Source organism: Neobacillus sp. BP17, assembly GCF_059579525.1.
The window spans coordinates 1,068,684-1,081,726 of the sequence record NZ_CM184198.1 but is presented as its reverse complement, the minus strand read 5'-3'; the positions used below and the strand labels follow the sequence as shown (position 1 = coordinate 1,081,726).

At 37.9% G+C, this 13,043-nt stretch carries 11 protein-coding genes; 3 read left to right on the top strand and 8 right to left on the bottom strand.

Annotated features, from left to right (window positions below; all coding sequences use genetic code 11):
• Positions 1–44 precede the first annotated feature (44 nt).
• The 7 genes from AC4QJR_RS05095 to AC4QJR_RS05065 all read right to left on the bottom strand — a co-directional run bounded on the left by AC4QJR_RS05095 (position 45) and on the right by AC4QJR_RS05065 (position 9,701).
• Positions 45–1,235, bottom strand: coding sequence for an HD-GYP domain-containing protein (locus AC4QJR_RS05095; protein ID WP_496525520.1), 1,191 nt, complete (start codon positions 1,233–1,235; stop codon positions 45–47).
• Between the two features lie 195 nt (positions 1,236–1,430).
• On the bottom strand, positions 1,431–2,675 hold the full coding sequence (locus AC4QJR_RS05090) for an ATP-binding protein (protein ID WP_496525519.1): 1,245 nt from the start codon (positions 2,673–2,675) through the stop codon (positions 1,431–1,433).
• 153 nt (positions 2,676–2,828) lie between these two features.
• Positions 2,829–4,244: a branched-chain amino acid transporter BcaP gene (gene bcaP, locus AC4QJR_RS05085; RefSeq protein ID WP_098575741.1), complete on the bottom strand. Its 1,416-nt coding sequence runs from the start codon at positions 4,242–4,244 to the stop codon at positions 2,829–2,831.
• Positions 4,245–4,756: 512 nt separating this feature from the next.
• Positions 4,757–6,550, bottom strand: coding sequence for a carbon starvation protein CstA (gene cstA / locus AC4QJR_RS05080; RefSeq protein WP_496525518.1), 1,794 nt, complete (start codon positions 6,548–6,550; stop codon positions 4,757–4,759).
• 140 nt (positions 6,551–6,690) lie between these two features.
• A complete protein-coding gene (locus AC4QJR_RS05075; RefSeq protein WP_496526622.1) occupies positions 6,691–7,437 on the bottom strand; it encodes a LytR/AlgR family response regulator transcription factor in 747 nt (248 codons plus the stop codon).
• 5 nt (positions 7,438–7,442) lie between these two features.
• The gene (locus tag AC4QJR_RS05070) at positions 7,443–9,191 is read right to left on the bottom strand and encodes a LytS/YhcK type 5TM receptor domain-containing protein (RefSeq protein ID WP_496525517.1); all 1,749 of its coding nucleotides are present in this window, start codon (positions 9,189–9,191) and stop codon (positions 7,443–7,445) included.
• 60 nt (positions 9,192–9,251) lie between these two features.
• Positions 9,252–9,701 (bottom strand): hypothetical protein, encoded by a 450-nt coding sequence (locus AC4QJR_RS05065; RefSeq protein ID WP_496525516.1) that lies wholly within the window; start codon positions 9,699–9,701, stop codon positions 9,252–9,254.
• A gap of 97 nt (positions 9,702–9,798) precedes the next feature.
• Between AC4QJR_RS05065 and AC4QJR_RS05060 the strand changes: the two genes are divergently transcribed.
• Genes AC4QJR_RS05060 through AC4QJR_RS05050 form a run of 3 tightly spaced genes read left to right on the top strand, consistent with a single transcriptional unit; the run spans position 9,799 to position 11,732 of the window.
• A complete protein-coding gene (locus tag AC4QJR_RS05060) occupies positions 9,799–10,110 on the top strand; it encodes a hypothetical protein (RefSeq protein ID WP_375377619.1) in 312 nt (103 codons plus the stop codon).
• A gap of 2 nt (positions 10,111–10,112) precedes the next feature.
• Positions 10,113–11,345 (top strand): glutathionylspermidine synthase family protein, encoded by a 1,233-nt coding sequence (locus tag AC4QJR_RS05055; protein ID WP_496525515.1) that lies wholly within the window; start codon positions 10,113–10,115, stop codon positions 11,343–11,345.
• Entirely contained in the window at positions 11,346–11,732 is a 387-nt protein-coding gene (locus tag AC4QJR_RS05050; RefSeq protein ID WP_098575747.1) for a DUF350 domain-containing protein, read from the top strand.
• A 31-nt stretch (positions 11,733–11,763) separates the two neighbouring features.
• On the opposite strand, the gene AC4QJR_RS05045 is transcribed toward AC4QJR_RS05050, so the two are convergent.
• Positions 11,764–12,792 (bottom strand): ion channel, encoded by a 1,029-nt coding sequence (locus tag AC4QJR_RS05045; RefSeq protein ID WP_496525514.1) that lies wholly within the window; start codon positions 12,790–12,792, stop codon positions 11,764–11,766.
• Between the last annotated feature and the right edge of the window lie 251 nt (positions 12,793–13,043).

Here is a 13,043-nt window from a genome sequence, read left to right as displayed (position 1 = left end):
ACTTTTTTAAGTTTACGAATTTTCATCTTCGTGCCTCCTTTGTATTAGCTTAAAGCCTCATTTATTTTGATATGGCCTATTCCTAGGTCTTGGTTGGATGTATTATGAATTTCACTCCATTTAGGAAATACTTTTTGAAACTCTTTTACAAGGTCCGGATCAAACTGATTTCCTTTACCCTCCAAAATTCGCTTATAAGCTTCATCAATGGTCAATGCCGATCTGTAGGATCTAGTTGAGGTCATTGCATCAAATGCATCAGCTATTGCTGCTATTCTTGCAAGATATGGTATTTCTTCACCCTTTAGTTGATCAGGATACCCTCTACCATCCCACCTTTCATGATGAGAACGAATTACCTCAATACTGTTATCTAACCCAACTACTTTCGAGACTGCTTCTGCACCCACGTTTGTGTGAGACTTGATGATTTCATATTCTTCTTTTGTAAGACTTGTCGGCTTCATCAATATTTGGTCTGGGATATGAATTTTACCAATATCATGCAGTAAACAAGCATAGTTAAATGACTTTAACTCTTCGTCTCTAAATTTCCCTGTTTCTTTTGCCAGCACTAATGCATAACTTGCTACTCTTTCACTATGTCCTCGAGTATACGGATCCTTCAACTCAAGAGTAGCAATAACACCCTTAACTATACCTATTAACTGTTGATCATAAGAAGTCTTCACTGCTTTAACATATGATTTGAATCTGTATAGCAAGATAAAAGAAAAAATTGAAAGTATAGCTACCAAAACAATTCCTAATAATACAATAGGGGCTTTAATGATTAAACCTACAGCAACATATTTTATTATCAACCCTATTGAAACAACCTTTACAAATCTTGTGCTTACAAATATAGGTGATAATAAAAGCCAATAGATTTCAACTGCATTACCACTCTGATAATCATTCGGAATACCATAAAATGTAAAAACATCATTAAGAAATGTTAGTGTAGTATAACTAATAAAATAAATATATTTTATCAAATGTTGTTTTTGTTTTTTATTTAAATAAATCGCTGCTGGTATTAAAGCAAACATGAACAGATATACCCAGAAAAGGAATCTATCTGGCGTATCATTTTTTAATTCGGGAATATAACGCGCAATAGCTTTATAAATAATATCAAAGGAAATTGATATTATATAAAATAATATTAAAAACCATTTTAACGTTCGACTTTCTTCATTTCTTATATTAGGATCAACTAGTTGTTTTTTCATAATTTCTACCTCATACAAAGGATAAATAGCTTCTTTTTCGACAACATATTCGAAATTTTATAAAGGACCGCCAATTATTCCACAAAAAACATCATTTCTTTAATTATAAATCATTTAGTTTAATAGAAATAGATAAAAGAAGAATCATTTATGTATAAAAAAGAAATATTTTTGAAATAAAATGTTGAATGTGATTTACTTTCTTTGTCGATGGATTATTGGTAAAATCACTTCTACCCTAGTCCCTTTTCCTAGTTTACTACTGATATTAAGCTCACCTAAATGCTCGTTGATGATCTGATTGGTGACCATTAAACCTAGACCAGTTCCACTTGATTTCGTAGTAAAAAAAGGTTCGCCTATATTAAGGATGTTTTCATCAGGAATGCCACATCCTTCATCTTTAATTGAAACAGACATTTTTGTTTTTTCTAAAACATTAACTTTTATTTTTATCCTTCCACTTTCATGCATTGATTCAATGGCATTTTTAATTAGATTAATAAATACCTGCTTCAATTGTTTTTCATCGCAATCCAGAGGTGGGAGCGGCCCTGCCATTGTAGTTTCAACAATTACTCCTTGTCTCTCTGCTTGTTGTTGAGTAATAGATAATGTATATGCAATGATTTCCTCAATACTTGCTTTTTCAAAATGGATAACCCGTGGTTTCCCAATGTACATCAAGTCATTAACAATGGAATTAATCCGATCAATTTCCTGAATCATAATTGGGTAATAATCATTTGTGTTTGGGTACCGCTCTTGCTGTAATTGTGTAAATCCACGTAATGAAGATAAAGGATTACGAATTTCATGACCAATTGCTGCAGCCATTTGCCCAATGACAGCAAGCTTCTCTTTCTGACGAAGCTCATCGTAAACCTTTGTTAAAGAATTAATATAAGAATAAAAACGGATTAATAAAATATACGCTAATGCCGAGATAGTAATATAGATAAGGACTGGCATTAAAACATTTAGGTCTCCTAATATCAGCCCTAATAGTAAATCCTTACCAATCAAACCTATGGTAACTGTCCAAAAGTATTTTTTATTCACAAAAATTGGAGTAAAGAGAATTAATAAAACTTCGACTATATTTCCTGTTGCAAAATGTTCGGTAGACCCAATATACCTCACTAGATTGTCCATAATATCAATAATTAGAAAACTAATAATGTATAAATATTTTACAATATAGATGTTCCCTGCTTTTATATAATAAATAGCTAGAATTAAAACTCCTACTAAAAGTAAATAAACCCATATTCCTAGCCCACCCCTCAAATCATTAAGAGATGCTCCATTGAAATAAGGACGAAAATAATAATAGAATATATCCCAAGAAAAAAATATTAAATTAAACAACCATAAAAATAGAATAGTTGCCTTCTTTTCTTCAAAAATGAGCTTAGTAGTCTGGATGCCTTCTTTCATGTCGTTTCTCCTTAAATAAGTTCACATCTATTTTATCATCTTTCTATCACTTAATTGTCATCATTTTTGTAAAATCGATAAATTTCGACATATTTCGATAGGAACCTCATAAAAAAAGGACTTACTCTTGGTAAGCCCTTCTACTTTTTATCTTTAGCTAACTTTTTTCATTTGTTCTACAGTCTTATTCAAAGTTGAATGTTTACGTCCATATCCAAAATAGACGAATAATCCAATCACAAGCCATACTCCAAAACTAATCCACGTTGTTTTTGGTAACTGAAGCGCTAAGTATCCACAGAATACAAAGGCTAGAATCGGAATATATGGTACAAACGGAACACGGAATCCAGTTTTTGGTGCTTGCTTGTTTTTCCGGAGAAATAGAATTCCTACTGCCACCGTCATAAAGGCAAATAACGTTCCGATGTTTGTTAACTCTGCCAGTTTATTCAATGGAATGAATCCAGCAAAAATCGAAACTAGTAAACAAGTAATCCATGAATTCGCCATTGGTGTCTTCTTCTTCTTATCAACCTTAGAAAATACTTTTGGTAAGAGGCCATCACGGCTGATTGCATAAAATAAACGAGATTGTCCATAAAGCATAACCAATAATACAGTGGTGATACCTGCAATCGCACCTAATGAAATAAAACCTGCTACCCAATCCTGATGAATATAATTAAGGGCAAATGCTACAGGATTTTTCACACCTAATTCTTGATACGGAACAATACCAGTTAAAATTCCAGAAACAATGATATATAACACGGTACAAACTAGTAAGGATGCAATAATTCCGATTGGCATATTCTTTTGCGGATTTTTTACTTCTTCAGCTGCAGTCGCAACAGCATCAAAACCGATATAAGCAAAAAATACAGTTGCTGCACCAGCTGTCACACCTGAGAAACCAAATGGCATAAATGGTGTCCAGTTTGCAGGCTTTACATACCATGCACCTACACCAATAAACAATAACACTACTGCTAGTTTAATAATTACCATTATCGTATTAAATCGTGCGGATTTCTTAACACCCTGTGTAAGTAGTAATGTAAGAATTAGTACGATGAGGATGGCCGGGACATCGATAAATGTCCCGTTTGCCGGATCATACGCACTAGTTAATGCTTTAGGAAAATGAATACCAAACCCTTCGAGCAAACCTTGTAAATAGCCGGACCATCCACTGGCAACCGCAGAGCAAGCTAATCCATATTCTAAGATTAAATCCCATCCCAATATCCAGGCAATGATCTCACCAAATGTTGCATAACTATAGGTATATGCACTTCCCGATACTGGAACCGCAGAAGCAAATTCCGCATAACAAAGGGCGGCAAAGACACAAGCTAGTCCTGATAAGATAAAAGATAAAATAAGTGCTGGCCCTGCATGTTCTGCGGCAGCAACCCCTGTTAGTACAAATATTCCTGTTCCTATAATAGCCCCAATTCCAAGCATGGATAAATCAAATGCCCCTAAATCTTTCTTTAAGACTACATCTTTTTGTCCAGCTTCTTGAATGAGGTCCTGAATTGATTTTTTTCTAAATAAATTCATTAGCTAAACCTCCATATTTTATATCAGAATGTTCTGAAAAAATATTCCGCATAAGATGGTGTATCAAAATATAAAAATTATATATCGAAATAATATAATTAATTTTGTAAAAAAGCAATATTTTTTGAAAAATATAATTATTTGAAAATAATCCCATGTGAAACACAGCGATTCCTTCCCTATTTTTATATCAGAGCAAAAGCTTCTACTATACAGATATAATAAATTAAATTTTAAATTTCCTTCTACTTTATTTACACAAAGGCTGTGTTCAACTAGTCTGTTGATTTCCGTTCCAGGCACTTCGCTTTCCGCGGGCGAGCCGGCGAGCCTCCTCGTCGCTGCGCTCCTGCGGGGTCTCCCCTGCCCCGTACTCCCGCAGGAGTCTTCGTGCCTTCCACTACAATCAACAGGGGCCAAAATCAACATTAACCTTTAACATATCCTACAAAAAAAAAAAAAAAAAAACCGATGATTTCGTAATTTTACGAAATCATCGGTTTTGATTTTGTTTAAGCAATCTTACTTTCCAGCTTGGTTCGAGGTGAATTCCACATACTAATCCATTTCTTTATAGCCGTGACCATAATAATCATACCCAGCAATAACATAATGATTGACAATACCCCATTTAAAACACTATAACCAGCGGCTGCCTGATTGAGATAAACATTTTTCACCATCCAGTAACCAGCATAGTTTACAGTAACAAAGAGATACGCTAACGGGATTAAGCAAGTAAGCATATAACGGCGTTTATCTGCAATACTCAATATCACTGTCGCACCGACAATTAGACCAATCGATGCCATTAGTTGATTGGAAACACCAAATAATGCCCAAACAGAACCAATATCCCCTGAGAAAAGCAGGTATCCCCACATAAAACAGGCTAACGCACTAGCAAATATAGATCCGGGCAGCCAATCTGTCTTCTTCAGTGGCTTATAGAACTCCCCGAAAAAGTCTTGGATTAAATAACGAGCAACACGAGTTCCTGAGTCGATGGCAGTTAGAATAAATACCGCTTCAAACATAATAACAAACTGGAAGAAGTATGATGATAGTTTTGCAAACCACGGAATGCCAGTGAAGATATACGTCATACCTACCGCTAAGGTTACGGCACCACCTGTTCGGCCTTCAAGATTAATCCCAATTTCATCAGCAAGTTTTGGCAGTTCCTGTACCTGCATACCAAGTGTCTTAAATACTTCTGGTGTCGAGTTAATGGCAAAGTAATCTGCAGGCTGAAGGGCTGTTGCCGCAATCAAAGCCATAATACCAACCACACACTCTACTAGCATCGCACCAAAACCAACAACCTTAATATCAGACCAACGATCAAGCATTTTTGGTGTAGTTCCCGAACCTACGAAAGCATGGAAACCAGAGATCGCCCCACAAGCAATTGTGATGGAGATAAACGGCCAAACAGGTCCGCCTAGTACTGGTCCGCCGCCTGATGTAAATTTTGTGAAAGCAGGCATCTCAATTGCGGGATTAATAATAAATACCCCGATGATTAAGGCAATAAATACACCAATTTTCATAAAGCTGCTTAAGTAATCACGTGGTGCCAGTAATAACCATACTGGTAAGGCTGCTGCAAAAAACGCATAAATCGGTAGAATAATAGCTAATGTTTTTGTATCTAGTGTCAGCCAATCACCTAATACCGTACCTTGAATGGACGGACCAACAAATACCCCAACCATTACGAGAATAAATCCGACGGTGGATGTTAATTTTAAGTTGCCAGTTTTTTTATAAGCAATTCCTACCAACATCGCAATTGGAATGGTTATTCCCACTGAGAATGTTCCCCATGGATTGTGTTCAAGTGCATGAAGAACAACCATAGAAAGACCTGCCATTGTGATCGTAATGATAAAAAGCATCGCAAGACCCGTACAAAAACCCGCCACAGGCCCCAACTCGTCTTTGGCAACTTCTGATAAGGATTTTCCTTTTTTCCTCATCGATGCAAATAGGACAACGGCATCATGGACTGCTCCGCCAATCACTGCCCCAATTAAAAGCCATAATAAACCAGGCAAGTATCCAAATTGTGCTGCAAGGATGGGACCAACAAGTGGTCCTGCTGCCGCGATGGCGGCAAAGTGATGACCAAATGTTACCCACTTATTTGTTGGAACATAGTCCTTTCCGTCGTTTAATTCATGTGCCGGTGTCGGCTTTGAATCATCTAATTTTAATACCTTTGCTGCCATGAATGTTCCGTATAAGCGATAGGCAATCATTAAAATACAAATGGAGCCGATTACAATTGAAACCGCATTCATTTAATTTCATCCTCCTACATCCTTTTTCTCTTATCACCATCATACCGAAAGAAAACGTTAACATATGGTTTTCATCCTAAAATGCAAGTTTTTAAGGATGAAAAACAAGAATAATAGAATGAAATGCAAAAAACAGCTTCTTAAAAACCAAGAAGCTGCTTTAACTCTTTTGTATAGGTTCTGCTTACTGGAACCTTTTCTCCATCCTTCATAATTAAATTGTAGGTAGAATTAAACCATGGCTCAATCTCAACTATGGCATCGACATTAACTAAATAAGCGCGGTGGACACGAATGATGGATGAATGCTGCAACTTTCTTTCGAAAGTGACCAGCGAATCACTGACAGAGTATTTTGTATTCTCTATTGCAATGACTGTTTTCCCCTCATTTGTACCAATATAGTGTATGTCACTAATGTTTACGATTACAATTTTTTCATCAATTGTAATCGCAAGCTTTTCTGGCCTTTCGTTTCCAAAATTTTGTCTCTGAGTAAAAATAGGAATCGCTTGTTTGTGATTTTCTATTAGTTTATACAACTTCTCAATCGTTTGTAAGACTCTCTTTTCTTCAAAAGGTTTTAAGATATAGTCAACAGCATTTAATTCAAAAGCTCGAAGGGCATATTCGTCAAATGCCGTCGCAAAGACAATGAATGGAGGATGATCAAGTCTATTTATATGTTCAGCAATTTCGATACCACTTTCATCAGCGAGCTGGATATCTAAAAATATCACATCCAGGTCGAGGTTACTTATTTTTTCTAACGCGCTTTCAACACCATCTGATTCCCCAACGATCTCAATTTGTTTGCTTCGTTTGAGAAGATAGACCAATTCATCTCTTGCTAACGGTTCATCATCCACAACAAAGGCCTTTAACAACATCCTCACCCCTCTTTTTGTTTTGTTAACGGTAGTGTAATTGATACTCTCGTTCCTTTATTCAAGTTGCTTTCTATTTGAAAGGAAGCAGTTTGACCATAAATTTCTTCGATTCGTTTTTTGATATTCCAAAGTGCTGTTCCTGTTCCAGCCGAAGAATCTACTGTTTGGTTTCCAAGGGTACCAAGCAGTTCTGCTGAGATTCCTTTTCCATTATCTTCAGTAAGAAGGACCATGTTCTCCCCTTCCTGAAAGGCTCGGACCAGTACTGTCCCGTTCTTTGCTTTTGGAAATGCATAACGAATTGCATTTTCCACTAATGGCTGAAGGGTAAATGGTGGAACGAGCACCGTTTTTAATGCTGGTGCAATATCTAATTCAACATGATAACGGTCTGGAAAGCGTGCTTGTTCAATCGTTAGGTAGGCCTCAACATGTTCAAGTTCCTTTTCAAGCGGTATGAGCATTTGCCTAGCCCCCTGAAGATTACTTCGGAAGAAGGTACTAAGTTTGATTAATAAACTCCTGGCTTTATCCGCATCTGTTCGAATTAGGCTTGAAATGGTATTAATGGCGTTAAATAAGAAATGGGGATGGACTTGTGCTTGCAAAGCCTTAATTTCCGCATCTTTTAATAATCTTCTCTGTATTTCCAACTCAGCCATTTCTAATTGGACTGAAAATAGGTTGCTCAAACCCTCTGCCAGCTCTTGTTCAACCCGGTCAAGTTTACTAGAATCAGTGAAATACAACTTCAATGTCCCTACTGTTTTACCATGAACCTTTAGTGGTAAGACAATAGCAGCCTGCAAAGGGCAGTGTGGATCAAAACATTGAATTTCGTGCGCAGACTTTGCAATCGTGATTCTACCTTGTTCCAGCACCGTTTTAGTTAATTCCGTTGCCATGTTTCCTGAAGGAATATGATGATCTGAGCCTGTACCCACATGGGCAAGGACATGGGTCTGGTCTGTAATTGAAATGGCATCCGCATTGGTCCAATTAAGAATAATCTCGGCTGCCTTTGTACACGAATCCACGTTTAAGCCCTGTCTGAAGAAGGGCAGTGTTTGATTGGCAATATACAATGCTTTATGTGTTTGAAGTGCTCTCATTCGCTCTTGCTCTTGGAGAATCTCCTGTATAATTAATACAAAAAGAAGGGTCCCGAAGCCATTAATCGCAATCATTGGGAGGGCAATAACCTCAACTAGATTCACAGCCTCGTTAATGGGGCGTGCTATTAAAAGAATAATTCCCATTTGGGCACATTCCATGAATATTCCCATGATTACGGCCTTCCAGGGTGAATTTCCTTCTTGAATCTTAAAACGTTTGCTTAAAAAACCTGTGACAACTCCCGCCATAAGCGTAGATAAGGCACATGCCTCAGCTGTAAACCCTCCTAAGGTCAAACGATGGATGCCAGCAATTAAGCCGACCCCAATACCAACAATCGGTCCGCCAAGTAATCCACCAATTGTTACTCCCATAATTCTGGTATTAGCAATAGCACTTTCATTATCCATATTTGTCAGCCAGTCCTGGGAGGTAATCGTCCCATGTCCTATCTCTACACCCGTGTAGTTGCTTATGACTCCGAAGGCACCGAAAATTGCAATCATCGCTGCTTTAGCGGCAATTCCATCTTCATTATTTATAATTTGACGGAATGATTTCATCCGTGAGAGAAGAAACGCTACTATGATAAGAATACCAACACGTTCAAGCATGAGAGGCAATAATTCGATCATGGTACCTCACCTTTCATCAATACTTCTTTACTACTATAACAAAAAATAAACCAACCTTCTCTATCGTGTTTTCCCCGTAAAACTCCCATAATAAATATAACATTTTCGATCTTCATCGATCTCTCTTGAATCTAAGTTGAATTCCAACCATCTTCCATCTCTTTGGATGTAAATAAAATCGGAATGAAGAAGAGTCAGCACTTCTTCATGATTCCACACTTCCTTTTGCTCGATAAGAACGGACCCGGTTCTTTGAAGCTCCCTCACCTCAAAACCTATATGTGAATAATTTTTCTCCGTGACATCCGTATAGGCATTTTCTTTTTTTACATAAAGGACAGTCGTTCCATCAGGATCGATGGCAGTGGCTGTTACCAGATACGTTTCTCCTTCTTTCACAAAGTATTCACACGACATTCTTGCTACAGCTTCACTCACCGTCAAGTGTTGATAATTCCAAAGGGCAGGAAACTTTTGATATTCGTCATCCTTTCGGTATTCCAACCTCAAATTTCATCACGCTTTCTTTTTCTTTTCATTTTACCATTGTTTTCCCAAGGTTTGCTTTTATAATTAGATTATCAATTAAAAAGAGGAGCGTGAAAAAGTGAAGAAAACCCAATGGTTAGTGACCGGTGTCATCACTTCCCTCATAGCCGGCACCCTTTCTGGCTGCTCAAGCGATCGCCCGCCCAAGCCAGACGATAGCACTTGCCGAGACTGGGACTGGGACGATGATCAAGGAGTTTGGGAATGTGATGATACCCATTCGTCCCATTATGGTCATTATTTTTATGGAGGAAGTTATTTTCGCAATAAATCATCACTCTTGAAATCCTCTGCTTATAAGTCCTACAAATCCTCATCAAGCTTTAAAGGTGGTTTCGGAAGTGGTTCTAAGGGTGGATTTGGAGGATAAATATGTCGCAGTATTCACTGAAAAGAAGAAGTTTTTATTCGCATTTTCCTACCTTTTGGTCTGATTTATACGAAGGCGAGTACAGCTTATATCACATTTATTCTATTTCTGATGAGACCACGAAGCTTTTACATGAGGCGACGGAGCGAATGGGCCACGTTTTTTTCACAACAGCCCAACTATTACGGCGTCTAACAGATGAACAGCTCCTTGAATTTGGGTTTCCTCCGGCCAGTCTCCCATATTTGAGGTTAAAAAATCTCTATCCTGAAACGGTTATTGGCAGATTCGACTTTGTGTTGACCGAGGATGGCTTAAAATTATTGGAATTCAACAGTGATACACCGACGTTTATTGTCGAATGTTTTCATATGAACAGACATGTGTGCAAAGAATTTGGTTACTTAGAGCCAAATGGCGGCGGAGAGCGACTGCTTTCATCTGGAATTACACGTGCAGTGCTTGAAGCATCGAAAGGAAAACGAAACCCAAACATTGTGTTCACAGCCCATTCCGACCACATCGAGGACTGGAATACCATTCAATATTTAAGCAAATTATGTCAGGTTCCTAATCAGACTATACCATTGTCAGCGCTGCGGATAATGGATGGAATTCTTGTTGATGAGGAGGGGATTCCAATTGATGTGTTGTATCGCCAAACCTATCCACTTGAACATCTGGTTAACGATCGGGACCCAAGAACAGGAGATTCAGTTGGAATTGAATTGTTACAATTGGTAAAAGACGGGAAATTATCTTTATTAAATCCTGTTTCTGCCTTTTTGTTGCAGCCCAAGTCAATCCAATGCTTAATTTGGGGGCTAGCAGAACAGGGTGCCTATTTTACACCGGAAGAGCAGGCTTGGATTAAGGAATATATGCTTCCGACGTACTTTGAAGCAGAGGCATTTTTCGAGCAGAGCGCTTATGTTCAAAAACCGACGTTCGGCAGAGAAGGCGACACGGTAACGATATGGGACCAACATGCCAATGTTACTGCTCAAAACTCATTCCAAACCTATAAAGAGGAAGTTTCAGTTTTTCAACAATATGTCCCTCTCCCTACTGTTATATTGGAAACAGAAAAGGGAATCGAGGAACTTTCATTAGTATTCGGATCTTTTCTAATTGCTGGTAAAGCCAGTTGTATCGGTATTCGGGCTGGCGGAAAAATTACAGGAAATGAATCTTACTTTTTACCAGTAGGAATTCAAAAACAGGGGGGAATGTAAATGACAAATTTCTTATTATATTTAGCCGTCTCAATTGGTCTTTTATTCGTAGGACTGATTCTTATGGAAGTAACCACCAAGGTTAAGGAGTTTTCCTTAATGGCAAAAGGAAATAAGGCAGCGAGTTATGTCCTTGGTGGAAGGCTTCTTGGGCTTGCTATTGTCTTGTATTCTACTGCTGCTAATTCCATTTCACTTATGGATATGGCGGTATGGGGAGGAATCGGAATTCTGGCCCAGATTGTGGTCTTTTACTTGGCTGAATGGCTGACACCTCGATTTAATGTCAGTCAAAGCATCGAGGACGATAATCAGGCAGTTGGACTTTTCCTCATGCTCCTCTCTGTATCGATTGGTATCGTTATTGCTGGATGTCTAACCTATTAATAAAACGCATCTCGAAGATGCGTTTTTTGTTTTAAAGTGAATGATATGTATTCTTATCGCAGATCACAAACAACCGTGCTTCTTTGGGTATGGGTTCACTCCATTTTTTTAAAATATTTAAATCACTTCGATCGGCAATAAGCTGGGCACCCTTTTTCTTGAGGGACTCATAAGCATCTCCGTAAGTCTTCCAGTCGGATTTAACTTCCACTTCCCATAAATCACTTCCCCCCTCCCCATCCTTACGACTTAATAATTGTGTAAACAAATGGCTGGCTCCTTTTGTCTGCGCAGATTTTGCCATTAGATTGGACACCGATTCATGAGAAAGAATAAATTCATCAATTTTGACATGTTTGAAGTTGCCGACATGCTTTTCATTTAATATCTCTGCAATTGTATAAATATTTTTTTCTGTTCCTTCATCATAACGCTCGATCGAGGAGGCAGTTAATAGCGTTTTTCCATCGGCTAAATCCGCATTATTGATGCCATCTGGAGCAAAAAGCAGTACCGCTTTCGAACTTTCAATTTTCGCTCTTTTTAAGGTATCTTCATCCGTTGGACTCCCCTGAATATAGAGAAACCTTTCATGTTCATATGGTGTCTTCTCCAATTCATCAATTAACACGACTTCCGTTTTGTTATCACCAATAAAAAGTTCATTGATCGTGTTCTTGCTTTTGGCGGTCCAGCCGACTACAACATAATGATTTTCCCCCTTAAAAGTCATTCTTCCTTCCTCCTTCATCCGTTTGTACTGTGACACAGCATCCACGACCATCCCAATAACAACACCGAAAAGCCCAATTCCTGCTGTATAAACGATGACCATCGCCCAAATTCTGCCTAATTGTGTCGTAGGGTATACGTCTCCGTAGCCTACTGTGGTCATTGTCGTTAGAATCCACCAAACGGCATGGAAGGTGCTTTGAAATGTTGTAGGTTCAAGTACTTTCATAACCACGGCATTTGTAAAAATATAAAATATTGTTACTAATAACACTGTCCGGTACCGATATTTAGATGCCGTGAGAAACAATCTTCGAAAAAATATCATCGCTAACCCCCCCTTTCCACTTGTTATAGAATACTACTTCTACTATTTCGCTTGATATTCCTTTTAACAAAAATAGTTGACAACAACTACATATTACTGTAATATAAATATTTGTGCTTCACATTTATGTAACTTGTAATTTATTTGATAACGCAAAGTAAGAATTTTTTTCTGGCATTCTGCTTATGTTTTTAAATAAAAACTTATTCACACTGGATCGGCTTCGGAGCCGTTAGGATGTAAGAGAGGTA

Excerpts from the sequence above, each read along its gene's own strand:
- AC4QJR_RS05045 (WP_496525514.1), bottom strand. The coding sequence starts at position 12,792 with ATGATATTTTTTCGAAGATTGTTTCTCACGGCATCTAAATATCGGTAC.
- AC4QJR_RS05050 (WP_098575747.1), top strand. The coding sequence starts at position 11,346 with ATGACAAATTTCTTATTATATTTAGCCGTCTCAATTGGTCTTTTATTC.
- AC4QJR_RS05095 (WP_496525520.1), bottom strand. The coding sequence starts at position 1,235 with ATGAAAAAACAACTAGTTGATCCTAATATAAGAAATGAAGAAAGTCGA.
- cstA (WP_496525518.1), bottom strand. The coding sequence starts at position 6,550 with ATGAATGCGGTTTCAATTGTAATCGGCTCCATTTGTATTTTAATGATT.
- bcaP (WP_098575741.1), bottom strand. The coding sequence starts at position 4,244 with ATGAATTTATTTAGAAAAAAATCAATTCAGGACCTCATTCAAGAAGCT.
- AC4QJR_RS05070 (WP_496525517.1), bottom strand. The coding sequence starts at position 9,191 with ATGATCGAATTATTGCCTCTCATGCTTGAACGTGTTGGTATTCTTATC.
- AC4QJR_RS05090 (WP_496525519.1), bottom strand. The coding sequence starts at position 2,675 with ATGAAAGAAGGCATCCAGACTACTAAGCTCATTTTTGAAGAAAAGAAG.
- AC4QJR_RS05055 (WP_496525515.1), top strand. The coding sequence starts at position 10,113 with ATGTCGCAGTATTCACTGAAAAGAAGAAGTTTTTATTCGCATTTTCCT.